We start from the raw sequence: 25,026 nt of genomic DNA, 5'->3' as shown, positions 1-25,026 counted from the left end.
ACATAGGCCCGCCCCATGGGACCGGCGAGGAGCATGCGGGGCCTTGGAGGCGGGCGCAACCCCGGCTGAACACGGGGCCGGTTCACGCGTCATGGCTGAAGTTTAATCGGCCCGGGACCACTTTTTCGCCCCCCAGGGGTCCAAAGAACGCCGGTCCACGCCTATATCGGTCGGCTCAATGCGAGGGGACGCCCTGAACAACCGCCGCGACATCCGGAACGGAGTGGTCGCCCTGGCTCTGACGGCCACGGGCATGGCGGTGGCGGCGTGCGCGCCGAACGCCGATCCCGTCGGCCGCGCGCCGGCGGGTCTCGCGACCAACGACCTCTCCGAGGCGACGCTGGCGAAGTTCGCCTCGTACATGGATCCCGCCATGCGGTCGCTGGCCCTGCGTCACGATCCCGGCCTGCGCCGGGCGGACCTGTGGAACCGCCCCGAAGGCTGGGCCAGCCTGGACATCGGCGACGTCCCGGACCTCGGGTTCGGCACGCAGGACGGCGCGACGGCCGAGGACATGAACGAGCTGCGGCCGTTCTCCGACCTGCCGATCCGGCCCATGAAGCCGTTCGTGCTGAAGGCCGGGACAGAGGACCGCAAGCGTGCGCTGCAGTGCCTGACGGAAGCCGTCTACTACGAAGCGGCCCGCGAGCCGGGCGTCGGCCAGGAGGCGGTCGCCCAGGTGGTGCTGAACCGCGTGCGCCACCCTGCCTATCCGAAGTCGGTGTGCGGCGTCGTCTACCAGGGCTCGGCCCGGGCGACGGGCTGCCAGTTCACTTTCACCTGCGACGGCTCGCTGCGCTGGGCGCCGGAACCGGCGTTGTGGCGCCAGGCGCAGCGCGTCGCCGAACGCGCGCTGAGCGGCCATGTGGCCAAGTCGGTGGGCTCGGCGACCCACTACCATGCCGCCTATGTGGCGCCCTACTGGGCGCCGACCCTGGTGAAGATGACCCAGGTGGGCGCGCACATCTTCTACCGCTGGACCGGTCCCTGGGGCGAGCCGCCCGCGTTCACGGGCCGCTATGCGGGCCGCGAGGCCTATCTGTCGCCGACCATCCTGGGCGGTGTGGACCAACGCACCCAGGGCGGCCTGCTGTCGCCGGAGGCGCAAGGCGTGCCGGCCGAGCGCAAGGTGACCCTGGCCGTGGCCGGCGAGGTGCGCACCTACACCGTGGCCGACGCGACGGCGAAAGGCGGCGAACGCACGCGGGTGCTGGGCACGATCGCGCCCGCCCGTCGCAAGGCCACCGCCGACGAGATCAGAGAGATCAACCAGAAGCTCGAAGCCTTCGACAAAGGCCTCGAAACGCCCGCAGCGGCCGGCGCCCCGCCCGCCTAGCGCTTCGGTCTAGACCCGGGAGAAGGCGTCGGCGAAGGCGGCGGTCATCGGTGCATCGAACGCGCCGGGCTCCAGCGCCAGGGCCATGAACGCCGGGTTCCCTACATATGGGCTGCGCACCTGCCGGGCCGCCTCGGCCGAGAAGCCGAAGCGGGGATAGTAGCTCGGGTGGCCCAAGAGGATCACGCCGTGGACGCCGAACTCGCGTGCGACCTGGAGGGCGGCGTTCGTGAGGGTGGAGCCGAGGCCGGTCCGCTGGATCTCGGGCCGCACCGCCAGCGGGCCCAGTGCGGCGTACAGGCCCTCGCGGTCGGCCCACATGCGGCTGAAGAGGATGTGACCGTCGACGACCTCCCCAGTCAGCGAGACCAGTTCGAAGAGCACGTCGCCGTCGGCCCGCAGCATATCGACGAGCTGCGCCTCGGCCTCACGCCCGAAGGCCTGGGTCACCAACTGGGCGATGGCGGGTCGGTCGGCGGGGCGGGCGTAGCGGATCACGCCCGGCAGTCTAGCCCTGCGCCTGGCCTTCGTCTTCAACCGCGCGCCGGCCCCGGCGCGCTGGGCCGTAGTCGTGCCGTTCGTTGCGGATCGCCTCGGCGGCGAGCTTGCGCCAGCCGTCGGCGATGTTGAGGTAGACTTCGCGCTCGGCCTCGCTGGCCGCGCGCGCGGCCAGGCGGCTGACCGCCTCGGCCTGCTCCTCGTATCGCTTGCTGTTCCGCATCGTCCGCGCCCAACCCGTGAAATGCGGGTCGAGTTTCAGCGCGGCCGTACAATTCCCGGTGGAGAGCCTACCAGGCGCCGATCTTCTGGGCCTCGTCGTGGCTGATCGGATGGTGCGCCTTCTTGTGGTCCTCCTCGGCCAGGAACCGCACCGCCTCGAGCGCGGCCATGCAGCCCATGCCGGCGGCGGTCACGGCCTGGCGATAGACGTCGTCGGTCACGTCGCCGGCGGCATAGACGCCCTGGATCGCGGTCGAAGCCGTGCCCGGCTTCACCTTCAGATAGCCCGAGCCGTCCATCTCGAGCTGGCCCTTGAAGAGCTCGGAGGCGGGCGCATGGCCGATGGCGATGAAGACGCCGTCCGCCTCGACCTCGCGGGTCTCGCCCGTCTTGACGTTCTTCAGCCGGACGCCCGTGACGCCCATGGGATCGGTCCCGCCCAGCACCTCGTCGATGGCGCTGTCCCAGATCACCTCGATCTTCTCGTGGTTGAACAGGCGCTCCTGCAGGATGCGCTCGGCGCGGAACTCGTCGCGCCGGTGCACGACGGTGACCTTGGCCGCGAAGTTGGTGAGGAACAGGGCCTCTTCCACGGCGGTGTTGCCCCCGCCCACCACGATCACGTTCTTGCCGCGATAGAAGAAGCCGTCGCAGGTGGCGCAGGCCGAGACGCCGAAGCCCTGGAACTTCTGCTCGGATTCGATGCCGAGCCACTTGGCCTGTGCTCCGGTCGCGATGATCAGGGTCTCGGCGAGCCACACCTGGCCGCTGTCGGTCTCGAGCCGGAAGGGCCGCTGCGAAAGGTCGGCCTTCACGACGATGTCGGTGACGATCTCGGTTCCGACGTGCTCGGCCTGGGCCTGCATCTGCTCCATCAGCCAGGGCCCCTGGATGACGTCGGCGAAGCCCGGATAGTTCTCCACGTCGGTGGTGATGGTGAGCTGGCCGCCGGGCTGGATGCCCTGGATCAGCACGGGCTTGAGCAGGGCGCGGGCGGCGTAGATGGCGGCGGTGTAGCCGGCCGGGCCGGAGCCGACGATGAGGCAGCGGACGGAACGGGGCGTGGTCTCGGACATGGCCCCTATGTAAGTTGGATTCTGGGCGGTTGCGACGGGATCAAGCCATGAACCTCGGTATCGGCATAGCGCTCGGGCTCGCGATCGGCGCGGGGATCGGGACGGCGATGGACAATCTCGCCAGCGGCATGGGCATCGGCCTGGCGCTGGGCGTCGCCCTAGGCGTCGTCTTCCAGAACCGGAATCCGCCCAAGGCTTAACGCGCCTTTCAGGCCCTGCGGGCGTAGAATGGCCCCATGTCGACTCATCCGCAGGTCGAGATCGCAGGGCGAAGGATCGGCGCCGAGCACGAGCCGTTCGTCATCTGCGAACTGTCGGGCAATCACAACGGCAGCCTGGAGCGGGCGCTCCAGATGATCGACGCGGCGGCCGCCACCGGCTGCGACGCGATCAAGATCCAGACCTATACCGCCGACACCATCACCATGGACGTGGACGCCCCGGCGTTCCGCATCAAGGGCGGGCTGTGGGACGGGCGCAGCCTGTACGACCTCTATCAAGAGGCCCAGACGCCCTACGAATGGCACGCGGCGCTGTTCGAGCGGGCGCGCGAGCTGGGCGTCATCCTGTTCTCCAGCCCCTTCGACGAGAGCGCCGTCGACCTGCTGGCCGACCTCGGCGCGCCGGCGTTCAAGATCGCCTCTTTCGAGGCCGTGGACCTGCCGTTGATCCGCTATGCCGCGGGCAAGGGAAGGCCGCTGATCATCTCGACCGGCATGGCGAACCTGGCCGAGATCGACGCGGCGCGCGACGCGGCGCTGTCGGCCGGCGCGCCGGGCGTCGTGCTGCTGCATTGCGTGTCCAGTTATCCGGCGCCGCTGGAGGACGCCAACGTCCGGACGGTCGCCGACATGGCGGCGCGCTTCGGCTGTCCGGCCGGGCTCTCGGATCACACGCCGGGAACGGCGGCCTCGGTGGCGGCCGTGGCTCTGGGCGCCAGCGTCATCGAGAAGCACTTCACCCTGGCCCGCGCCGACGGCGGGCCCGACGCGGCGTTCAGCCTCGAGCCTTCCGAGTTCACGGCCCTCGTCGCCGACTGCAAGGGCGCCTGGCGGGCGCTGGGCCGGGCTCAGTACGACCTGGTGGGCTCGGAGCGCGGCAACGTGCAGTTCCGCCGCTCGCTCTATGTCGCCGCCGACGTGAAGAGGGGCGAGCGATTGACGAAAGCCAATGTGCGCTCGATCCGCCCGGGCGACGGTCTGCCGCCGGCGCAGCTCGACGCGGTGCTGGGCAAGCCCGCGGCCCGCGACCTGAAGCGGGGCGAACCGCTGGCCTGGGACATGATCGGGGAGGCTGTGGCGACATGACGGTCAGGCTGCGATCGGTGGAGCGTGCGGACAGCGCCCGGCTGCTCGCCTGGCGCAACTCGCCCGAGGTCGCGGCCTACATGTACACCGACCATAGGATCAGCGAGGCCGAACACGACCGCTGGTTCGCCGGCGCCCTGACCGCCGAGGACCGGCGCTACTGGATCATCGAACTGGACGGCGAGCCGGTGGGGCTGGCGAACCTGGCCAAGATCGACCCGATCGTGCGGCGCTGCGACTGGGCCTACTACCTTGCGGAGGCTTCGACTCGCGGCCGGGGGGTCGGCGCGCAGGTGGAGTACATCGTGCTCCGCCACGTCTTCGAGAGCATGGGCTACCACAAGCTGTGGTGCGAGGTGCTGCTGGAGAACGAGGCCGTGTGGAAGCTGCACGAGAGCTTCGGGTTCCAGCGCGAGGCCTGCTACCGGCAGCACGTGTGCAAAGGCGGCCGGTTCCAGGACGTCGTGGGCCTGGGGATGCTGAAAGCCGACTGGGAAGCGGCGAAGCCCGGCATCGAGGCGCGGCTGGCGGAGAAGGGCGTGCGCGCCGCGGACTTGCCCGACGCGCCCTAGACCCTGGGTTCGCCGCCGTAGCGGGCGAGGTCGGGCCGCGACGCCACGAACGCCCTGACGTCATCCGAGCTGAAGGCGGGATCCCGCGGATAGAGCGCCTCGTAGACCGCGGTCACGAACTCGAAGTCGTCCGGACGGTCGACCGTCCAGCGGACATGGCCCCACTCCTCAGGCGGCATGAGACGCACGATGCGGTAGCGGTCGGGCCGGCTCCAGACTCCCCAGGTGACGTGCTCGCGCTCCTCCCGGCTGTCTGCAAGCTGCGCGGCGCGGCGCAGGGTGGCGGCGGTCATGGCCTCCACGTCCTGGCCCTTCGGGTATCCGGCCTCCTGGGTGCGGCAGTGGGCGTAGTCGGCGCCCGTCTCGGCGAGCAGCGCGATGGTGGCGTCCAGCACCTGCGGATCGATCAGGGGGCAGTCGGCGGTGAGGCGGACCACGGTGTCGGCAGGCCAGCGGTCCAGGGCGCCGATGTAGCGCGCCAGGACGTCTTCCAGCGGCCCACGGAAGACGTCCAGTCCCTCGGCCTCCAGCATCTCGGCGAGGGGATCGTCGCTGGGGTCCGTGCTGGTGGCGACCACCAGGCGATCGAGGCGGCTCGTGCGGCGAGCGCGCTCGATCTGGCGCAGGATCATTGGACGGCCGAGCAGGGGCTTCATCACCTTGCCGGGCAGGCGGGTGGAGCTCAGTCGGGCCTGGAGGATGGCGAGTGTCAGGGCGGCTCTCCGTCGCAGCCGCAGGGTGCCCGCCGGAGGGGTAAGCTAGGGTTAACGCGACTCGGCTGACGTGCGGGCTCAAGCGCGTGTGTGATCGGAGCCCCCATGACCGCGATGGCCAAGCCCGCCGCCTGGAGCCTGTCGGACCAGGTCGTGTCGGATTTCATCCGCCAAGGCGCCCACCTCTTCGACGCCAAGGTGGATCAGCAGGCGGCGTCCGACCTGCTGGCGGCGATCCGCGCGACGCGGAGGTTCGACGAGACGCTGTTCCTCAGCGAGGCCGAGTTCGACGCCGATCCGCAGTACACCGGGGTCAATCCGAGGCCCGGTCGCAACCTGCTGGAGCAGTTCGAGGATCGGCTGGGGTTCGTCGAGCAGGCCCCGCACATCGTCGAGGCCATGACCGCCCTGCTGGGCGAGGGCTACGAGATCCTCAACAAGAAGCTGGTCTGCGGCGTGCCGGCCAAGAGCGTGCCGGCGTGGCTGCGCGAGCGGATCCACGGCAATCCGGTGAACAACCTGGGCGCCTATGTGAAGCCGCAGAACCGTGACGTGACCTACTTCTACGGCATCGACTTCCACCAGGACCTGATCGACTACAAGGAGCGGGAAGCCGACTTCCTGACGCTGTACGTCTACCTCCACCCGGTGACGAAGTCGGACGCGCCCCTCTACCTGCTGGAGGGCAGCCACCGGCTGGGCGGTTCGGTCTTCCCGCACGACCTGACGCGGACCGGCGAGGAGAGCTGGCTCTACCGCAACGGCGAGCACGGCGAGGCGAACGTCCGCCAGCGCATCCTGACGGGCGACGGGGGCTTCGCGGCCATCTGGCACGCCTGCACCCTGCATGGGACCCAGCCGGACGCCGCCGACCACGAGCGGATCTCGCTGCGCTATCTGATCGCCCGCGGCGCGGCCCGCCGGTCGGGGATGGATGCGGTGAACGCCACCCTGACAGGCCCCTTGAGCCTCTCCGATACCCGCAAGGACCTCGACGCCGCCGGCGCCGCGGTGATCCGCCAGAACACCGTCCTGAAAGCCTGAGCCGATGAGCAACGCCGGGCGCGCCGCCCTTCTCGCCGCGGACGCCGAGACGGCGCTGGCGGCCTTCTCCGAGGCGGTGGCCCAGGACCCGAGGGACTATGAGGCGCGCTATGGCCTGGCGGCGGCGCTGATGCAGGCCGGCGAGCCGGCGCACGAGGCCTTCGACGACGCGCGCACCCTGCAGGCCCTGTCGATCGCCCGGGGCGCCGGCGCCGACATGAACCGGCTGATGGCCGATGCGAAATACGCCCGGCAGATCGGCGTCCAGCTCTACAACCAGCAGCACGTCGCCTGCGCCTCGGTCGTGATGGGCATGGCGCTCAGCAAGGGCGAGATCGACCCGCTGGGCCTGCTGGACTATGCGCTGTCGCTGCAGCACCAGGCACGCGGCGAAGAAGCGGCGCAGTACATGGCCGCCGCGGTGCAGAACTTCCCGTCCGCGGCGATGCACAACTACCTCGCCTATGCGCAGCTCTTCTGCGACGACGGGGAGCGGCGGTATGCCGAGGAGGCCAGGGCCTGGGCCGCCCGCTGGGCGGCGATCCCGCCGCCTCCGGCGCATGCCAATCCTCCGCTGGCCGGCCGAAAGCTGCGCGTGGGATATGTGGCGCCGAAGTTCGCGGACTCGCAGCTGCGCCAGTTCATCACGCCGATCCTCGAGGCCCATGATCCCGATGCGGTGGAGGTGGTGCTCTATCCCACCGAGGCCGAGACCGAGACCGGCTGGCCCGCCTGGGTCGCGGTGCGCGCCCTGGGCAACCTCGACGACGCCAAAGCCGCCGAGCTGATCCGCAACGATCGCATCGACGTGCTGAACGACTGCTGGGGCCACACCTCAGGCAGCCGCCTGGGGGTGTTCGCGCGCAAGCCCGCGCCGGTCCAGGTGGCGTGGATCAACTTCTTCCACACGACCGGCCTGCCGCAGATGGACTATGTGATCCAGGGCGCGGCCGAGCAGGCCCCGGACTTTTCCGAGCTGTTCACGGAAAAGCTCTGGCCGATCGGGCCGGTCTATTCGCCGTTCCGCCCGGCCGCCGGGCGGCTGGAGCCCGTCGCAACCCCGGCCAAGGCGTCGGGCACGGTGACCTTCGGCTCGTTCAACCATCCGGGAAAGCTGTCGGACGGCGCCCTGGCGGCCTGGGCCACGGTGCTGCGGAACGCGCCGCGGAGCCGGCTGCTGCTGAAGTACCGCTACTACATGGACCCGGTGCTGCAGAGCTTCACCCGGGCCCGGTTCCTGGCCCATGGCGTGGCCCCCGACCGGATCGTGTTCGCGGGCCACAGCGCCGGCGAGGACTACTTCAAGGCCTTCCAGGAGGTCGACCTGATGCTGGACAGCTGGCCGTACACGGGGTCGACGACGACGCTGGAGGCGCTGTCCAACGGCGTGCCGGTGCTGCTGATGACCGAGCGGCCGGCGACCATCGGCGGCTATTACGGGGCGACGATGCTGCGGGCGTGCGGCCTGCCGGACCTGATCACCGAAACGCCGGAAGATTTCGTGGCCCGGGCTCTGGAGCTGGCTCGCGACGTGGAGGCGCTGGACGCCGTGCGGGCGCGGGTCCGGCCGGGCTTCGACGGCAGCGCCCTTCGGGACGAGATGGGCTTCGTGCGGCGGCTGGAGGACGGCTTCCGGGCGATGTTCGCGCAGTGGCAGGCGGAGCAGTCGCCGCCGCTGGCGGTCGCGGCCGGCTGATCGTCCGCTCAGCGGCCGAAGAACGCCCGGACCTGGGCGACGACGTAGTCGATCTCGTGCTCGGTGTGCGTCGGGTCGAGCGGCAGGCTCAGCACCGAGGCGGCGAGCGCCTCCGCCACCGGGAAGTCCCCGGCCTGCCAGCGGCCCGCGTAGCACGGCTGCAGGTGGATGGGCGTCGGGTAGTGGATGTTCACGCCGACACCCCGTTCGGCCAGGAAGGCCTGCAGCCTCGCGCGCTCGGCGACGCGGACCGGAAACACGTGCCAGACGGGTTCCGCCCAGGGGCGCACCGCGGGCAGCTCGAGGCCCGGCAGGCCGGCGAGGCCCGCGAAGTAGCGGAGCGCCAGAGCGCCGCGGCGCGCATTCCAGCCGTCGAGCCGATCCAGCTTGGCGTCCAGCACGGCGGCCTGGAGCGGGTCGAGACGTGAGTTGCGGCCGGAAAGCTCGTGCTCGTACTTCACGCGCGAACCGTAGTTGCCGAGCATCCGGATGGTTTCGGCCAGCGCCGGATCGTCCGTCGTCAGCCCGCCGCCGTCGCCCAGGGCCCCGAGGTTCTTGGTCGGGTAGAAACTGAAGGCCGCCGCATCGCCCAGCGCGCCGCAGCGGCGGCCTTTGTAGCGCGCGCCGTGGGCCTGGCAGGCGTCTTCGAGGATGCGGACGTCATGGCCGGCGAGGGCGGCCTTCAGCGCGTCCATGTCGACCGGCAGGCCGTACAGGTGGACCGGGATCACCGCCCGGGTGCGCGGGGTCAGGGCGGCCCCGACCTTGGCGACGTCCATCAGCCCCGTGTCCGGCTCGACGTCCACAAGGACGGGCGTCGCGCCCACCTCGTCGACGGCCAGCGCCGTGGCGACGAACGTGTGGGCGGGCAGGATCACCTCGTCGCCGGGCCCGACGCCCCAGGCGCGCAAGGCCAGCACCAGGGCGTCGAGACCGTTGCCGGCGCCGACCGCATGGGCGGTCCCGCAGTAGGCGGCGAAGCGCGCCTCGAACCGCGCCACCTCCGGGCCGCCGATGAAGTGGCCCGAGCGCAGCACCCGGCGCATCACCTGCTCCAGCTCCGGCGCCATCTCGCGGGCGCTGCGGGCGAGGTCCAGGTAGGGCACCGAGGCGATGGGGTCGCCCTCCGCCTCCCAGCGCAGGAAGTTGTCGTACTTCCGGATGTAATCGGCCTCGTCGTACTCGTCGGACGCCAGGACAATGACGACCGAGTCCTCGGAGAAGTGGCTGAGGTCGCGCCAGCAGCCCGGCTCCACGACGGCGGCCACGTCCGGACGGTCGAGCAGCACAGTTTCGCTCACGCCGCCCTTCTTGATTGTGAGGACGAAGCTGCCGCGCAGGCACAGGAAGCACTGGCGCAGGGCGCGATGGCCGTGGCCGCCGCGTCCCGAGCCCTCGGGCACGTCGCGGATGTAATAGGCCCTGTGGACGGGGAAGCCGATGTGCCGGGAGACCTCGGCGACGCCGAGGATGCCGTTCTCCATCGGAATGGTCTGGAGATGCACGAGGCGCACGGCGCCGGTCGCAGCGGACGCGCTGTCGATCCTGGATTCCGCCGCTTCGCTCATGCGAGTCCGCCTCCGACTCACTGAAGCTAGAGGCGCCCGCGTTCGGAATGGTTAATGCGCGCTCAGGCGGAGGCGCGGGCGGCGATCAGCTTGAGGAAGGTCTCGGCCGCGCGGCCGGCGCCCAGGCCGTCGCAGAGCCCGGCGCTGGCTGCAGCCAAACGGCGGCGCAGGTCGGCGTCGCGCAGCAGGCGCATGACGGCGCGATCCAGGGCGTCGTCAAAATCGGCCTGCGCCGCGTCGATGACGAGGGCGGCGTCGCGGTCGGCGAGGGCCTTGGCGGCGGCGCGCTGGTTCTCGGCAAGCACGATCATGATCGAGGGCAGGCCCAGCGTGCAGCGCTCCCACGTGGACGAGCCGGCCGCGCCCACCCCGATGTCGGCCTCGGCCGTGAGCCTGGCCATGTGCGGGGTGTCGACGTGGAGCATCAGGCGCGAGTCGCGACGTGCGATCTTGGTGAGACCCGGGAGGCTGGGAGCCGAGGCGCCGAGGACGATGTCGAGACCGGCGTCGCCGACGCGGGGACGGAGCCGTTCCACCACGCGGGCGGTGATGCCGCCGACATCGGTCATCCCCAGCGCCACCAGCAGGCGCTGGACCGGCTCGCCGCGCCAGGCGAGCGCCGGCTCGCGCAAGGCGGCGAACTCGGGTCGGACCGGCGCGAACCCGGGTCCCAGCAGCAGGCGGGCGCCGTCGGGGATCAACCCGTCGTAGTCGGCGGCGGTGCGCTCCGGGCCGGAATCCAGCACCAGGTCGGCGCCCAGCGGTCGATCGGCGAGGTCGTCGATCACGAGCACCGGCCGGCCCTGGGCCATGGCCCGGTGATCGCGCTCGCCGAGCTGGTAGTGGTCGAAGACGATGGCGTCGAACTGCTCGCGACCGACGGCCGCGGCGAGGTCGCGGGGCTCGGGGGACGCCGCCGACAGCCGCGCGGCGCCCGGGGCGAAGGTCTCCAGCACCTCGTCGGCGGCCGGGGGGCCCAGGAAGGCGAAGCTCGCGCCCTGGGCTTCCAGCGCCCGGGCCAGGGTGAGCGAGCGCATGACATGGCCGCCGCCGACCTTCTGGCCGGCGTCGACCACGAACAGGATGCGGGGACCGCTCGGGAGACTCATGGGCGCGGAGGAAAGGCCATCGCGGCCGAAATGCAAAGAGCCTCAGGCGGAAATGCGGCCTTGGGCGAGCCAGGCGTCGTAGCGGCGAAGCACCTCGGCCGCGGCGCGGTCGGTCTCGGCAAGGGGCGGATAGGTCCAGGTCGCCAGCCGGCCCTCGAACGGACGGGCCACGCCGCGGGCGGCGAGCTCGGCATGGAAGCGGGCGAGCTTGGCGCTGTGGCCCGCCATCGGCAGGACGTACAGCGGCTTGCCGGTGGCGGCGGCGTCGGTGGCGAGGTTGGTCGAGTCCTCCGTGACGAGGACGGCGTCGGCCGCGGCCAGGAAGGCGAAGTACGGGTTCGGCGGCCGGTCGTCCCAGATCAGGCCGGGCAGGTCACGCAAGCGGGCGGTCATCGCCTCGCGCGCGGCGGCGGGCGTGCGGCGGGTGAACGACAGCAGGAGCGAGCCGCCCGAGCCGAGGACGACCGCGGCGACGCCGTCGGCCAGCGCCGCGGCATCTGCGGGCGGCAGGTCGTGGGCCTTGGATTTGCCGCCGATGATGACCGCAATCCGTGGGCCGGGCAGGGCGGCAAGCTGCGGGAAGGCGGCGAGTTCGCCGGCGAGCTTGGCCGGCGTCAGGCGGTTGGGCGCGCCGAGGATCGGGAAGACGTTGGGCCCCGTGAGGCCGTCGTGCTCGGGCGGCACGATGAGGTCGAAGCAGCCGAAGGCGCCGCGCGGATCCTGAGTCTGGACGACGAAGGTCCTCCCCTTGAGCCGCGTGGAGAGCGGCAGGGTGGCGCGGCCGGCGGCGATCCAGATGTCCGGGAGGGGCGCGCCGAGAGGCTCGACAAGGGCGCACGGCGGGATCATGCGCCACGGCAGGCGCCCGAGGCCCCATCGCCAGGCGACGCGCTTCACCTCCACCTGCGCCGGCCGCAGCCGCGCGACGGCCTCGGCGAGGCCGAGCGCCTGGGCCTCGATGCCCGCGCGGCCGTCAGAGACGGCCCAGATTGTCAGAGGTGGCGAAGTCGCCCCCATCGGGAGTGGGTCAGACCCACTCCACCTTGAGGATCTCGTAGGACTTGGCGCCGCCCGGCGTCGTGACCTCGACGACGTCGCCGGTCTCCTTGCCGATGATCGCGCGGGCGATCGGCGAGGTGATGGAGACGCGGCCGGCCTTCACGTCGGCTTCGTGCTCGCCCACGATCTGGTAGCGGGCCTCTTCCTCGGTGTCCTCGTCGACCAGCGAGACGGTCGCACCGAACTTCACCTGGCTGCCCGAAAGCTTGGAGACGTCGATCACCTGGGCGCGGGCCATCTTGTCCTCGATCTCGGCGATCTGGCCTTCGATCCAGCCCTGGCGTTCCTTGGCCGCGTGATACTCGGCGTTCTCCGAGAGATCGCCGTGCGAACGCGCTTCGGCGATGGCGGCGATCACGGCGGGCCGCTCCACCGTCTTCAAACGCTTCAGCTCTTCGTCGAGGGCCTTGTAGCCCTCGGCGGTCATCGGGACTTTTTCCATAGAGGTGATGACTCGAGTTCGCCCTAGTTTCTGATCCGTCTGCCGGCCGCGGGCGCAGGCGTCCGGGGGCGGAGAGGTTAGGATTGTGCGGCGCAAAATTCAAGACCGGACGACGAGCGGCGTTATGATGAGAGGGCGACTGGCGGCCGCGCCCGGGCCAGCCTAGCTAAAGCTTGCAAACCAGGAGACGCCGATATGGCCGCCAAACGCGGGATCACGCTGTACCACTCCCCGGCCAGCCGGGCGTTCACCGCCTACTGGATGCTGGAGGAGCTCGGCGTCGCCTTCGACGTGAAGTCGGTGGACATCCGCAAGGGCGAGCAGAAGTCACGCGAGTACCTGAAGCTCAATCCCGCCGGGAAGGTGCCGACGCTGACGGACGGCGACGTGGTGGTCAGCGAGAACCCCGCGATCGCGATCTACCTTGCCGACCGCTACAGCTACGGCCAACTCGCGCCCAGGATCGAGGATCCCGACCGGGGCGCCTATCTGAAGTGGATGGTCTATTCGACGGCGGTGGTCGATCCCGTGGCCGTGCTGCACCGGCAGAACGTCGACGTGTCGGGCTTCTCGGCCGGCTTCGGCACCTTCGACGACATGGTCGAGGTGCTGTCGTCGGTGCTGATGGACCGCAAGTACCTGCTGGGCGAGCGGTTCTCGGCCGCCGACGTGGTGCTGGGCGCGACGGTGTCGTTCCTGCTGCACCGGCGGGTGCTGCCCGAGCATGCGGCGCTGGTGGACTACAACGCCCGCCTCACGGCTCGGGAGGCCTATCACCGCGCCGCCGACGCCACCTGGCCCGCGGCGATCTTCCAGTCGGTCTAGCGGCTACTCGCTCTCAGAGACGACCATCCCCCGCCGCTCGGCGGCGTCGGGCACCTCGAAGATGCCCTCGACGAACTCGAACATCTCGGGCGTCACCGTGATCGAGAAGTTCTCGCCGCGGACGACGTTGCGCTCGGCCACCCGAGCCCGGCGAACCTCGGTCGGCGCCGTCACATAGTGGAACTGCAGCGGCAGGCCCGCGCCCTCGGCGATCTCGCGCACCCGGTCCCGGTCGGCCTTCCGCATGAGGCCGAGGTCCAGGATGACCGGCCGGCCGGCGGCCAGGACGCCTGCGGCCGTCGACCAAATCTGCGCCTCGCAGCGCTGCACCCGCTCGATCATCCACTCGTACTCCAGCGGGTCGGGCATGTCGGGGGCGAAGAGGTGCGCCATCCACTCGTCGAGGATGAACGGCACGGCGGCTTCTCGGCGGGCGAAGGCGTGGGCGTAGGTGGTCTTGCCGGCGCCCGAAGGGCCGAAGATCGCGTGGATCGTGGGAGGCGTGTCGGACATGGGCGCGGGCTCTAGCGCGCCGTGAGCCCCCCGTCGATGACGAGTTCCGTCCCGGTCACGTAGCGGCTTTCGTCGGAGGCGAGCCACAGCACGCCTTCGGCGATGTCCTTCGGGAAACCCTTCACGCCCAGGGGCACGAACATCGAGGTCATCGCGTCGAGGTCCGGCGGCTCGTTGGCTCCGGGCGTCCCGCCCATGACGGTCGTCCAGATCGGGGTCTCGATGACGCCCGGATGGACCGAGTTGACCCGCACGCCGTCCTTCAGGGCCGCGCACTCAAGCGCCACGGCCTTGGTGAAGAGCCGCACGCCGCCCTTGGTGGCGCAGTAGCCGGCCAGGTTCGGCGCGCCGTTCAGGCCCGCCACCGAGGAGATGTTGACGATGCTGCCGCCCCCGCCCGCGCGCATCAGGGGCAAGGCGTGCTTCACGCCGAGGAACACGCCGTCCAGGTTGACGGCGATCTGGCGCTTCCAGTCGGCCAGGGTCATTTCGGTGACCGGGCAGCCCAGGCCGATGCCGGCGTTGTTGACCAGGATGTCGAGGCGGCCGAACCGCGCCTTCACCTCGCCGATGACGCGGCCCCAGGCGTCCTCGTCGGTGACGTCGTGGCGCAGGTAGGCGGCCTCGCCGCCGATGCCGCGCACGACCTCCTCACCCAGATGATCCTGGATGTCCGTGACGACGACCTTCGCGCCGTCCTGCGCCAGCCGCTCGGCGCAGCCGCGCCCAATGCCGCTCGCGCCCCCCGTGACCAGCGCCACCTTGCCGTCCACGCGTCCCGCCATGACGTCCTCCCGTGAGTGTTTGCGCTACGGCTAACACGGGTTCCGCCACGTCCGCTAAGGGCGCGGTGAGCAGGCGTCCGGAAGAGGCCCGGGAGCCCGGGCGCAAAGCTGTCCAGCCCCGTCCGCGCCAGGGAAGACGGGCGTCAGGCCGCAATGTCGAACGCGCCGCCTCGGATCAGGCCGGGGCGCTCGTCACTCAGGTCACTGCAGGTAGCTGGGCGTGCCGCCGCTACCGCTCATGATCCCGTAGATGAGGCCGACGGCGAGCAACACGACGACGACGATCATCGCCGCGCCCAGCAGGCCTTCGAAACGTTCCGCCAGATGCTTCGGCTTGGTGTGGCGGACTTCCCCGTGATGCGGTTCGGTATGCATGACGCTTCCTCGCAAGCTGTTATGGAGCTCCACACTCCACGCCAGGCTGCGGCAGGCGCCGCTGGTCCGCCCCGAACGAACTCACGCATGGGCCGCCGGGGCGAGCCCTCAACGCCCAGCTCAACCGGGCGATGAGCGGAATCTGCGCCTCTGCTCAAAAACGGTCAATCAAAGAGCGAACACGGGTCTGTGATCGTCGTCAGGCGTAGCTCTGCAACGGACGCACCTCGAGGGGGGCCTCGGCGGTGGCCGCAATCGCGCGCGCGGCGGCAAGCGCACCTGCCGCGGTGGTGAAGTAGGGGATCTTGCCCATCAGCGCGGTGCGGCGGATTTCGAAGCTGTCCAGCAGCGACTGCTTGCCTTCGGTGGTGTTGAAGACGAGCTGCACGTCGCCGTTCTTCATGGCGTCGACGATGTGCGGCCGACCTTCGAGCACCTTCTTGACCAGCTCCACCTGCACGCCCTGTTCGGCGAGATAGGTCTGGGTGCCGGCGGTGGCGAGCACGCGGAAGCCCTGGTCCAACAGGATGCGGACCGGCTCGACGATCCACGGCTTGTCGGCGTCCTTCACCGAGACGAAGACGCAGCCCTTGCGCGGCAGAACCGTTCCGCCGCCGAGCTGGCTCTTGGCGAAGGCGCGGGCGAAGGCGAGGCCGATGTCCTCGCCCGGACGCACCCAGTCGAGGCCCATGACCTCGCCGGTCGAGCGCATCTCGGGGCCCAGGATGGTGTCGACGCCGGCGAAGCGGGCGAAGGGGAAGACCGCTTCCTTGACGGCGACATGCTCGTACTCGCCGACGGCCAGGTCGAACTCGGCCAGCGTCCTGCCGGCCATGACCTTGGCGGCGATGGCGGCGATCGGTCGGCCGATGGTCTTGGCGACGAAGGGCACCGTGCGGCTGGCGCGCGGATTGACCTCGAGGACGTAGATCCGCGGGTTGTCGCTCTGCGGCTCCTCGATCGCGAACTGGACGTTCATCAGGCCACGGACCTCGAGGGCCTTGGCCATCGCCTCGGTCTGGCGCTTCAGTTCGGCGACCGTCTCGGGCTTCAGCGAATACGGCGGCAGCGAGCAGGCGCTGTCGCCCGAGTGCACGCCGGCCTCCTCGATGTGCTCCATCACGCCGGCCACGAAGACCTGACCATTCGAGTCGCAAAGCGCATCGACGTCGACCTCGGTGGCGCGGGACAGGTACTGGTCGATCAGCACCGGGCTGTCGCCGGACACCTGCACGGCGGTGGTGATGTAGCGCTCGAGCTGCTCGTCGTCGCGGACGATCTCCATCGCGCGCCCGCCCAGCACATAGGAGGGGCGGATGACGACGGGGTAGCCCACCTTGTGCACGGCGGCGAAGGCCTCGTCGCGGCTGCGGGCGATGGCGTTCACCGGCTGGGCGATCTTCAGCCTGTGCAGCAGCTGCTGGAAGCGCTCGCGATCTTCGGCCAGGTCGATGGCGTCGGGCGAGGTGCCGAGGATCGGGATGCCCGCGTCCTCCAGCGGCTGGGCGAGCTTCAGCGGCGTCTGGCCGCCGAACTGGACGATCACGCCGATCAGCTCGCCGTTGGCGCGCTCGGTCTCGATCAGCTCCAGCACGTCCTCGGCCGTCAGCGGCTCGAAGTAGAGGCGGTCCGAGGTGTCGTAGTCGGTGGAGACCGTCTCGGGGTTGCAGTTGACCATAATCGACTCCACGCCGATCTCGTCGAGCGCGAAGGCCGCGTGGCAGCAGCAGTAGTCGAACTCGATCCCCTGGCCGATCCGGTTCGGGCCGCCGCCGAGGATGATGGCCTTCTTGCGGTCCGACGGCTCGCTCTCGCAGTCCGGGACCTGGCCCAGAGCGCCCGTCTCGTAGGTCGAGTACATGTAGGGCGTATCGGCGCGGAACTCGCCGGCGCAGGTGTCGATGCGCTTGAACACCGGGCGCACGCCCAGCGCGCGGCGCTGCTCGCGCACCTCTTTTTCGGTGAGATGCGTCAGCTTGGCGAGGCGGGCGTCGGAGAAGCCCATGGCCTTCAGGCGGCGGAAGGCGACGGCGTCGGTGGGCAGGCCCTCGGCCGCGATGCGGGCCTCTTCCTTCACGATCGCTTCGAGCTGGCGCAGGAACCACGGCTCGTAGCTGCACGCGGCGTGGATCTCGTCGCAGGTGAGGCCCGCGCGGAAAGCCTGGGCGATGACCCGCAGGCGGTCGGGCGTGGGCGTGCCCAGCGCACGCACGATCGCCGCATGGCCCATCTCCGGGTCGTCGGCGTTCTCGATGGCGATCTCGTCGAGGCCGGAGAGGCCGGTCTCAAGGCCGCGCAGGGCCTTCTGCAGGCTCTCGGCGAAGGTGCGGCCGATGGCCATGACCTCGCCCACCGACTTCATCTGGGTGGTGAGATAGGGCTCGGAGCCCGGGAACTTCTCGAAGGCGAAGCGCGGGATCTTGGTGACGACGTAGTCGATGCTGGGCTCGAACGAGGCGGGCATGGCGCCGCCGGTGATGTCGTTGGCCAGCTCGTCCAGGGTGTATCCCACGGCCAGGCGCGCGGCGACCTTGGCGATCGGGAAGCCGGTGGCCTTGGACGCGAGCGCCGAGGAGCGCGACACGCGCGGATTCATCTCGATGACGACCATGCGGCCGTCGGCCGGGTTGATCGCCCACTGGACGTTGGAGCCGCCCGTCTCGACGCCGATCTCGCGCAGCACGTCGATGCTGCCCTTGCGCATCCGCTGATATTCCTTGTCGGTCAGCGTGAGCGCGGGGGCGACGGTGATGCTGTCGCCCGTGTGGACGCCCATCGGGTCCACGTTCTCGATCGAGCAGACGATGATGCAGTTGTCCGCCTTGTCGCGGACGACCTCCATCTCATACTCCTTCCAGCCGAGGACGCTTTCCTCGATCAGCACCTCGGTCGTCGGCGACAGGTCGAGGCCGCGGGCCACGATCTCCTCGAACTCTTCCCGGTTGTAGGCGATGCCGCCGCCGGTGCCGGCGAGGGTGAAGCTGGGGCGGATGATCGCCGGCAGGCCGACGAACTCCAGGCCCTCCAGCGCCTCTTCCATCGTATGCGCGGCCTTGGACTTCGGGCTCTCCAGGCCGATCGCGTCCATCGCGTCGCGGAATTTCTGCCGGTCCTCGGCCTTGTCGATCACGTCGGCGCGGGCCCCGATCATCTCCACGCCGTACTTCTTCAGCACGCCGCGCTCTTCCAGGGCCAGCGCGGTGTTCAGCGCCGTCTGGCCGCCCATGGTCGGCAGCAGGGCGTCGGGACGCTCCTTCTCGATGATCTTCTCGACCATCTCGGGCGTGATGGGTTCGATGTAGGTGGCGTCGGCGACGTCGGGATCGGTCATGATCGTCGCCGGATTGGAGTTCACCAGGACGATCCGGTAGCCCTCGGCGCGCAGCGCCTTGCACGCCTGGACCCCCGAGTAGTCGAACTCGCACGCCTGGCCGATGACGATCGGGCCGGCGCCGATGATCAGGATCGAGGAGAGGTCGGTGCGTTTGGGCATCTGTTCTCGCGCGCAAGGGCGGCCGCGCGGATTGGCGCGCCCGACACCGTCTGGAACTGCAGGTTAAGCGGGCGATTTAGACGGCAAGGTCCCCGCGCGCAACAGGCACGCGCGAGATGAACGGGGAATCCGTCGGGTTCCCGGAAATTTATGTGTCGAATCACGCAACTAAGTCGGCCGTCGAGCTCTCTTTTGATGACCGCGCGCCGGAGCGGCGCTGCAATCCATCGGAGTGCCCATGACCCTGCTCGAGAGAATCCCCACCCTCAGCGATGAGGAGGTGGTGAACCTCCTGGCGAACGCCCGCCGGCTGAGCGACCAGGGCGACGAGAAGCAGCAGGCCGCCGCTGCCGAGCTCCTGCCGGCGCTGGAGGAAGAGGCCGAGACGCGCAAGCAGGCGCGCCTGGAGCGCACCAAGGCCAAGCGCGCCGCGGCGCGCAAGCCTCGCGCGGTCGCCGCAGCCTAGTCATATAGTGAAGCCTGGTTGTGGCCTCAGATGAGGCTGCGACCAGGAATTGTTACGGGAAGTCGTAACAGAGCAAGTCGCATCGCTCGTCATCAGTGTAACGGCGTTCTGAACACACCTGCACGACATAACGTCGTCGCATTTCGGTCAATCTATTGACGCGCAGCGAAATCCTCTGAAAGGCTCGCGCCCTAACGTTTCGGCGGGGCCGGGATTGATCGCCAACGTGTGCGATCCCCTGTCGAACCTGAGGGGATCGTATGACGTCCATGAAGACCCGCCTGCTCGCCGGATCGCTCCTGACCGGCGTGCTGGCCATCGCCGCCGCGCCGAGCGCGTTCGCGCAAACGGGCAACGAAGTCGACGAGCTGGTGGTCACCGGCTCGCGCATCGCGCGCCCGAACCTCGAGCAGCCGACGCCCATCACGACGCTGACGTCGGAAGCCATCCAGAACTCCGGTACGTCCAGCCTCGGCAACGTGCTGGCGCAGCTTCCGGCGCTGTCCTCCTACGGCACCGCCCGGGCGAACTCGGACGCCGGCTCCAACGTGGGCGGCCTGAGCTTCCCCGACCTGCGCAGCCTCGGCACCGCGCGGACCCTGACGCTGGTCAACGGCCAGCGCCACGTCGGCGGCGACGCCGGCAGCACCGCCGTGGACCTGAACACCATCCCCACCGCTCTTGTCGACCGGGTCGAGGTGATCACCGGCGGCGCCTCGGCCATCTATGGCTCGGACGCGGTCACCGGGGTGATCAACATCATCCTGAAGGACAACTTCGAGGGCTACGAGTTCAACATCCAGGGCGGCACGCCGCTCAACGGCAACTACGGCCAGAACTACTCGGTCAGCGGCACCGGCGGCTGGAACTTCCAGGACGACCGGGGCAACGCCACCCTGACGGTGTTCGCCGACAAGCAGGAGCGCATCCGCGCCCGCGACATCGACGGTCTCGCCGACTGGGGCATCGTGCTGAACCCGGACGACACCGGCCCGAACGACGGCATCCCGGACACGATCTACCGGCCGCACATCCAGACCGAGTACTTCCACCGCTACGGCTCGCTGGTGTCGGCGACGAGCTTCGCCCCGATCACCGGCTTTGACGCCGCGGGCAACCCGATCGGCTACCCGCCGCGCACGGGCGAGAACAACTTCTACTACGGCTCCTTCGCCGAGCACTGCGTCGTCTGTTATTCGGGCGACGAGGAGTCGGTCCTGGCGCCGCGGCAAGCCCGCTATGGCGCGGAAGGCACCATCCGCTACCAGCTGACGGACAACATCCGCTTCCGCGGCGACATGAAGTTCGTGCAGAGCGACCTGATCGACACCTTCTCGTCGTCGTTCACCACGTTCGAGTACGTGCTGGATCCGGACAACGCCTTCATCACCCCGGCGATCCAGGCGGTTCTGGACGCCAATCCGGGCGACTTCTTCTACGTCAACCGGACGAACGAAGACATCGGCGGCCGCAACGACGACACCCGTCGCCGGACCTTCCGCACCGTCCTGCAGCTCGACGGCGACTTCGACGCCGGCTTCTCGGACGTGAAGTGGGACCTGACCTACAACTTCGGTCGCACGAAGAATAAGTTCGACAGCTACAACGGCCTGATCCCGGGCAACTTCCTGGCGGCCGTGGACGCCGTGCGCGACCCGGCCAGCGGCCAGATCCGCTGCCGCAAGGACGTGCCGTCGACGTGGTACCCGGGCTATGCCGCGCCCGACGCCTCGACGCTGACCAACGAAGCCTGCGTGCCGTTCAACCTGTTCGGCGCCCAGAACAGCCGCGCCGCCATCGACTACGTGACGTTCGAGGCGACCCGCACGCACACGATCACTCAGCAGGTGGCGACAGCCACGGCGGCGTGGGACACGGCGCGCTTCTTCTCGTTCCCGGGCGGCGCGCTCGAGTTCGCCGGCGGCTTCGAATGGCGCCGTGAGGAGTCGAAGAACGTCAACGATCCCTTCGTCCAGTCGGGCATCACCGAGACCGCGCCGCAGCCCGACGCCAAGGGCGGCTTTGAGGTCAAGGAAGCGTTCCTCGAAGTGGAAGCGCCGCTGCTTCGCGACGCTCCGTTCGCTCACGAGCTGACGCTGAACGGCGCCATCCGCGTGGCCGACTACAGCCATGCCGGCAGCGCCACGGCCTACATGGTCCGCGGCACCTGGGCCCCGGTCAGCGACCTGACGCTGCGCGGCACCTACTCGAAGGCGACCCGGGCTCCGAACATCACGGAAGCCTTCCTGCCGGCGACCCCCGGCTTCAGCGCGGTGTTCGATCCCTGCGACGTCAACTCGATCGACGTGGATCCCGAGCGTCGCGCCAACTGCGCGGCCCTGGGCGTCACCTTCGACCAGGCGACGGACAATCAGTTCCCGGGCGTGACCTCGGGCAACGCGGACCTGCGCTCGGAGAAGGCGGAGACCTGGACCGTCGGCTTCGTCTTCCAGCCGCGCTTCGTGCCCGGCCTGTCGCTGACGGTCGACTACTATGACATCCAGATCGACGACGCGATCAGCTTCCTCGACCCGCAGGACGCCGCCGACAAGTGCGTCGACGGCCCCGAGCTGGCGCTGGAATACTGCAACCTGATCATCCGCGATCCGGCGAGCAAGCAGATCACGTCCTACATCTCGACCTACCTGAACCAGGCGAAGATCGAGACGGCCGGCTACGACATCCAGCTGGCCTACTCTTCGGATGTGGCGGGCTGGACGGAAGGCATGGGCGCGCTCAGCCGTCTCGACGGCCGGGTCACCGCCTCGCTGACCGCCAACTACACCGAGAAGCTCCGGCAGTTCGCCTTCCAGGACTACCCGGACCAGGTGGACCGCGAAGAGGGTGAGATCGGCGATCCGCGCTGGTCGTTCATCTCGAGCCTGGCCTACACGCAAGGCCCGGTGACGCTGACCTGGGAAAGCCAGTTCATCGACAAGTCGCGCCGCAACAAGGACCGGCTGCTCGAGCGCTACGACCGCCCGTACGTGAAGGCGGTCTGGTACCACGACCTCATCGCGCGGTACCGGTTCGAGAACATCGGCGAAGGCCTCGAGGTCTATGCCGGTGTGAACAACATCTTCGACCAGACCATCCCCGTGGGCCTGACCGGCAACGGCGCGGTCAGCGGCGACACGGCCTACGACATCTTCGGCCGTTACCTGTTCGCGGGCGTTCGCGCGCGCTTCTAGGGCCGGTCGACGAAACGACGGCGAGGGCCGGAGCGGCGACGCTCCGGCCCTTTTCGTTTCCGAGGTTTGCGGGACGCGCCGCCGCAGGCCATCGTGCGGCCATGCGCACTGCAATCCTGCTCTCGACGATGATGTTGACGGCGGCCAGCGCCGCGCTGGCGCAGCCCGGACCGGTGACCAAGCCGGTCGCGACCGTCGACGCCACGCTCACCGGCCAGCCGATCATGGCCCCGGCGGGGAAACTCAGGGTGACGGTGTCCGAGACGACGCTGGCGCCGGGCGGCAAGCTCGCCGCCCACAAGCATCCCTATCCGAGGGTCGTGCAGATCCTGTCGGGGCGGCTGCGGGTCACGAACCTGGACACGGGAACGGTCTCAGAGCCCAGGCCCGGGGACTGGATGGTCGACGCCGTCGACCAATGGCACGAGGCGGTGGTCGTCGGCGACGAGCCGGTGCGGATCCTGACGATAGACCAGGCGCCGCCGGGGGCGGCCGTGACCATCCCCCGGTAGAGCCCGGGCGCCTTAGCTGTCGAGGAAGCTGCGCAGCTTCCGCGACCGGCTCGGGTGCTTCAGCTTGCGGAGCGCCTTGGCCTCGATCTGGCGGATCCGCTCGCGGGTCACGCTGAACTGCTGGCCGACCTCTTCGAGGGTGTGGTCGGTGTTCATGCCGATGCCGAAACGCATGCGCAGCACGCGCTCCTCGCGCGGCGTCAGCGACGCCAGCACGCGGGTGGTCGTCTCGCGCAGGTTCGACTGGATCGCCGCGTCGATGGGCAGGACCGCGTTCTTGTCCTCGATGAAGTCGCCGAGGTGGCTGTCCTCTTCGTCGCCGATCGGCGTCTCGAGCGAGATCGGCTCCTTGGCGATCTTCAGGACCTTGCGGACCTTTTCCAGCGGCATCGCCAGCTTCTCGGCCAGCTCTTCCGGCGTCGGCTCGCGGCCGATCTCGTGCAGCATCTGGCGGCTGGTGCGGACGATCTTGTTGATCGTCTCGATCATGTGGACGGGGATGCGGATCGTGCGGGCCTGGTCGGCGATCGAGCGGGTGATCGCCTGCCGGATCCACCAGGTGGCGTAGGTCGAGAACTTGTAGCCGCGGCGATACTCGAACTTGTCCACCGCCTTCATCAGGCCGATGTTGCCCTCCTGGATCAGGTCCAGGAACTGCAGGCCGCGGTTCGTGTATTTCTTGGCGATCGAGATCACGAGGCGAAGGTTGGCCTCGACCATCTCCTTCTTCGCCTGACGGGCCTCGCGCTCGCCCTTCTGCACGGTCTGGACGATGCGGCGATAGTCGTCGATCGGGACGCCGGTCTCTTGCGCCAGGGCGGCGATCTCGGAGCGGATGTCGCCGATCTGGCCGGCGTCGTTCTCGGCGAACTTGGTCCAGCGGACGCCCAGCTGCTTGACCTGGTCGGACCAGTCGGGCGCCATCTCCTGGCCGAAGTAGGCCTTCAGGAATTCGGCGCGGCTGATGCCGTAGCTGTCGGCCAGGCGCAGCAGGCGGCCTTCCAGCACCATCAGGCGCTTGTTGATCGCATAGAGCTGCTCGACGAGCGCCTCGATGCGATTGTTGTTGAGCTTCAGCGTCTTGAGCTGCTGGACGATGGCGCCGCTGGCGGCCTGATAGGCCTTGCGGTCGGCGTCGGACAGGTCCTGACCCTTCAGGCGGGCGGCGACCAGCTTCTCCTGCAGGAGGCGGAAGCCCTCGAACTCGGCGGCGATGAGGTCGAGCGTCGCCATGACGCCCTCGCGCAGTTCGGCTTCCATGGCGCTGATCGTGGGACCCGCGCCGTCATCGAAGTCGTCGTCGCTCTCGCCTTCGCCCTCGGCCGCGGCTTCGCCCTCGGCCTCTTCCGGCTCGGCCTCGGCGGGCGCAGCTTCGGCCTGCGGGTTCTGGCCCCCGTAGGTCTGCTCGAGGTCGATGACCTCGCGCAGCAGGATGCGGCCGCCCTCGAGCTCCTCGCGCCACACCATGATGGCTTCGAAGGTCAGCGCGCTCTCGCACAGGCCGCGGATCATCGTGTCGCGGCCGGCCTCGATGCGCTTGGCGATGGCGATCTCGCCCTCGCGCGACAGCAGCTCCACCGAGCCCATCTCGCGCAGGTACATGCGCACGGGGTCGTCCGTGCGGTCGTAGGCCGGTTCCTTGGTCGTCTCGACGACGGCGTTTTCCTCGCGCACGGCCACTTCGCCGCCCTCGGCGTCCTCTTCGGACTCGACGACGTTGACGCCCATCTCGCTGAGCATCGCGAGCGTGTCTTCGATGGCCTCGGAGGTGACTTCCTCGGAGGGCATGACCTTGTTCAGCTCGTCCATCGTGACGTAGCCGCGGGCCTTCGCCTGCTTGATGAACTTCTTGACCGCAGCGTCGGTCAGGTCGAGCAGCGGGCCGTCGCCAGTGGTGGTTTCGGGCGTTTCGGCTTCGGCTGTGTTCGAGCTCATCTAGATCTCCGGCGTGGGCTCCCGCCTCATGCAAGAGGCGGGCCCCAGATAATGGGCGACGGCGAAAGGCGAAGGGGCCGCGACGTTACGACCCGGTTCCCGCCAATTCGTTCCGTTCTGATCGTGCGTGTTCAGGACTCGACGCTCCTGCATGGCCAAGCCACGTCCGAGCGACCGCGAAGGTCGCCCCCCGCAGCGCAAGCCCTGGGATCACCACGCATCGAGGGAGGCATCGGCTTCGAAAGTGGGCGCGCCCGAGAAGGTCGCAGCGGCCCGGTGGATGCCTGTC

Annotated in this window: 23 protein-coding genes; 10 read left to right on the top strand and 13 right to left on the bottom strand. The window is 69.4% G+C overall.

All coding sequences use genetic code 11. The features are described 5' to 3' along the window. Positions 1–178: 178 nt before the first annotated feature. Positions 179–1,336, top strand: a complete 1,158-nt coding sequence (locus tag ACO2Q0_RS04960; protein ID WP_423350366.1) for a cell wall hydrolase — start codon at positions 179–181, stop codon at positions 1,334–1,336. Between the two features lie 9 nt (positions 1,337–1,345). On the opposite strand, the gene ACO2Q0_RS04955 is transcribed toward ACO2Q0_RS04960, so the two are convergent. From ACO2Q0_RS04955 to trxB, 3 genes are all read right to left on the bottom strand, one after another. Next, positions 1,346–1,834, bottom strand: coding sequence for a GNAT family N-acetyltransferase (locus ACO2Q0_RS04955; RefSeq protein WP_423350365.1), 489 nt, complete (start codon positions 1,832–1,834; stop codon positions 1,346–1,348). Between the two features lie 10 nt (positions 1,835–1,844). Then, positions 1,845–2,057 (bottom strand): hypothetical protein, encoded by a 213-nt coding sequence (locus ACO2Q0_RS04950; RefSeq protein WP_423350364.1) that lies wholly within the window; start codon positions 2,055–2,057, stop codon positions 1,845–1,847. A 67-nt stretch (positions 2,058–2,124) separates the two neighbouring features. Beyond that, a complete protein-coding gene (gene trxB, locus ACO2Q0_RS04945; protein WP_423350363.1) occupies positions 2,125–3,132 on the bottom strand; it encodes a thioredoxin-disulfide reductase in 1,008 nt (335 codons plus the stop codon). 47 nt (positions 3,133–3,179) lie between these two features. Between trxB and ACO2Q0_RS04940 the strand changes: the two genes are divergently transcribed. The 3 genes from ACO2Q0_RS04940 to pseH are packed head-to-tail and all read left to right on the top strand — an operon-like array spanning position 3,180 to position 5,011. Next, positions 3,180–3,332 (top strand): hypothetical protein, encoded by a 153-nt coding sequence (locus ACO2Q0_RS04940; protein WP_423350362.1) that lies wholly within the window; start codon positions 3,180–3,182, stop codon positions 3,330–3,332. 36 nt (positions 3,333–3,368) lie between these two features. Next, the gene (gene pseI / locus ACO2Q0_RS04935; RefSeq protein ID WP_423350361.1) at positions 3,369–4,439 is read left to right on the top strand and encodes a pseudaminic acid synthase; all 1,071 of its coding nucleotides are present in this window, start codon (positions 3,369–3,371) and stop codon (positions 4,437–4,439) included. Beyond that, entirely contained in the window at positions 4,436–5,011 is a 576-nt protein-coding gene (gene pseH / locus ACO2Q0_RS04930) for a UDP-4-amino-4,6-dideoxy-N-acetyl-beta-L-altrosamine N-acetyltransferase (protein ID WP_423350360.1), read from the top strand. Before pseI ends, pseH begins: the two co-directional genes overlap by 4 nt. On the opposite strand, the gene ACO2Q0_RS04925 is transcribed toward pseH, so the two are convergent. Further along, positions 5,008–5,712: a cytidylyltransferase domain-containing protein gene (locus tag ACO2Q0_RS04925; protein WP_423350525.1), complete on the bottom strand. Its 705-nt coding sequence runs from the start codon at positions 5,710–5,712 to the stop codon at positions 5,008–5,010. The genes pseH and ACO2Q0_RS04925 overlap by 4 nt on opposite strands. Positions 5,713–5,829: 117 nt before the next feature. Here ACO2Q0_RS04925 and ACO2Q0_RS04920 point away from each other — a divergent pair, with 117 nt between their 5' ends. Beyond that, positions 5,830–6,768, top strand: coding sequence for a hypothetical protein (locus tag ACO2Q0_RS04920; RefSeq protein WP_423350359.1), 939 nt, complete (start codon positions 5,830–5,832; stop codon positions 6,766–6,768). A 4-nt stretch (positions 6,769–6,772) separates the two neighbouring features. Further along, a complete protein-coding gene (locus tag ACO2Q0_RS04915) occupies positions 6,773–8,464 on the top strand; it encodes a hypothetical protein (protein ID WP_423350358.1) in 1,692 nt (563 codons plus the stop codon). Positions 8,465–8,472: 8 nt separating this feature from the next. On the opposite strand, the gene ACO2Q0_RS04910 is transcribed toward ACO2Q0_RS04915, so the two are convergent. The 4 genes from ACO2Q0_RS04910 to greA form a co-directional block, all read right to left on the bottom strand. After that, on the bottom strand, positions 8,473–10,032 hold the full coding sequence (locus ACO2Q0_RS04910; protein ID WP_423350357.1) for a DegT/DnrJ/EryC1/StrS family aminotransferase: 1,560 nt from the start codon (positions 10,030–10,032) through the stop codon (positions 8,473–8,475). A 62-nt stretch (positions 10,033–10,094) separates the two neighbouring features. Continuing rightward, positions 10,095–11,141, bottom strand: a complete 1,047-nt coding sequence (gene pseG, locus ACO2Q0_RS04905; RefSeq protein ID WP_423350356.1) for a UDP-2,4-diacetamido-2,4,6-trideoxy-beta-L-altropyranose hydrolase — start codon at positions 11,139–11,141, stop codon at positions 10,095–10,097. 42 nt (positions 11,142–11,183) lie between these two features. Then, entirely contained in the window at positions 11,184–12,158 is a 975-nt protein-coding gene (locus ACO2Q0_RS04900) for a mitochondrial fission ELM1 family protein (RefSeq protein ID WP_423350355.1), read from the bottom strand. A gap of 10 nt (positions 12,159–12,168) precedes the next feature. After that, positions 12,169–12,642, bottom strand: a complete 474-nt coding sequence (greA, locus tag ACO2Q0_RS04895) for a transcription elongation factor GreA (RefSeq protein ID WP_423350354.1) — start codon at positions 12,640–12,642, stop codon at positions 12,169–12,171. Positions 12,643–12,837: 195 nt separating this feature from the next. Between greA and ACO2Q0_RS04890 the strand changes: the two genes are divergently transcribed. Beyond that, on the top strand, positions 12,838–13,467 hold the full coding sequence (locus tag ACO2Q0_RS04890; RefSeq protein WP_423350353.1) for a glutathione S-transferase family protein: 630 nt from the start codon (positions 12,838–12,840) through the stop codon (positions 13,465–13,467). A 3-nt stretch (positions 13,468–13,470) separates the two neighbouring features. Here ACO2Q0_RS04890 and ACO2Q0_RS04885 read toward each other — a convergent pair whose 3' ends face one another. From ACO2Q0_RS04885 to carB, 4 genes are all read right to left on the bottom strand, one after another. Next, positions 13,471–13,980, bottom strand: a complete 510-nt coding sequence (locus tag ACO2Q0_RS04885) for an AAA family ATPase (RefSeq protein WP_423350352.1) — start codon at positions 13,978–13,980, stop codon at positions 13,471–13,473. 11 nt (positions 13,981–13,991) lie between these two features. Beyond that, positions 13,992–14,765, bottom strand: a complete 774-nt coding sequence (locus ACO2Q0_RS04880; RefSeq protein WP_423350351.1) for a glucose 1-dehydrogenase — start codon at positions 14,763–14,765, stop codon at positions 13,992–13,994. A gap of 201 nt (positions 14,766–14,966) precedes the next feature. Continuing rightward, on the bottom strand, positions 14,967–15,140 hold the full coding sequence (locus ACO2Q0_RS04875; protein ID WP_423350350.1) for a hypothetical protein: 174 nt from the start codon (positions 15,138–15,140) through the stop codon (positions 14,967–14,969). 199 nt (positions 15,141–15,339) lie between these two features. Beyond that, positions 15,340–18,633 carry a carbamoyl-phosphate synthase large subunit gene (gene carB, locus ACO2Q0_RS04870; protein ID WP_423350349.1) on the bottom strand — a complete coding sequence of 1,098 codons (3,294 nt, stop codon included), beginning with the start codon at positions 18,631–18,633 and terminating at the stop codon, positions 15,340–15,342. A 238-nt stretch (positions 18,634–18,871) separates the two neighbouring features. Between carB and ACO2Q0_RS04865 the strand changes: the two genes are divergently transcribed. From ACO2Q0_RS04865 to ACO2Q0_RS04855, 3 genes are all read left to right on the top strand, one after another. Continuing rightward, the gene (locus ACO2Q0_RS04865; RefSeq protein WP_423350348.1) at positions 18,872–19,099 is read left to right on the top strand and encodes a hypothetical protein; all 228 of its coding nucleotides are present in this window, start codon (positions 18,872–18,874) and stop codon (positions 19,097–19,099) included. A 260-nt stretch (positions 19,100–19,359) separates the two neighbouring features. Then, the gene (locus ACO2Q0_RS04860; RefSeq protein WP_423350347.1) at positions 19,360–22,290 is read left to right on the top strand and encodes a TonB-dependent receptor plug domain-containing protein; all 2,931 of its coding nucleotides are present in this window, start codon (positions 19,360–19,362) and stop codon (positions 22,288–22,290) included. A gap of 101 nt (positions 22,291–22,391) precedes the next feature. Then, complete coding sequence (locus ACO2Q0_RS04855) at positions 22,392–22,802, top strand: cupin domain-containing protein (protein ID WP_423350346.1); 411 nt, start codon at positions 22,392–22,394, stop codon at positions 22,800–22,802. A gap of 12 nt (positions 22,803–22,814) precedes the next feature. On the opposite strand, the gene rpoD is transcribed toward ACO2Q0_RS04855, so the two are convergent. Continuing rightward, positions 22,815–24,737, bottom strand: a complete 1,923-nt coding sequence (gene rpoD / locus ACO2Q0_RS04850; RefSeq protein ID WP_423350345.1) for an RNA polymerase sigma factor RpoD — start codon at positions 24,735–24,737, stop codon at positions 22,815–22,817. Positions 24,738–25,026 lie beyond the last annotated feature (289 nt).

The sequence above is a fragment of the Phenylobacterium sp. VNQ135 genome, from assembly GCF_049445735.1.
Taxonomy (GTDB): Bacteria; Pseudomonadota; Alphaproteobacteria; order Caulobacterales; family Caulobacteraceae; genus Phenylobacterium.
This window is presented reverse-complemented; position numbering and strand designations above follow the sequence as displayed.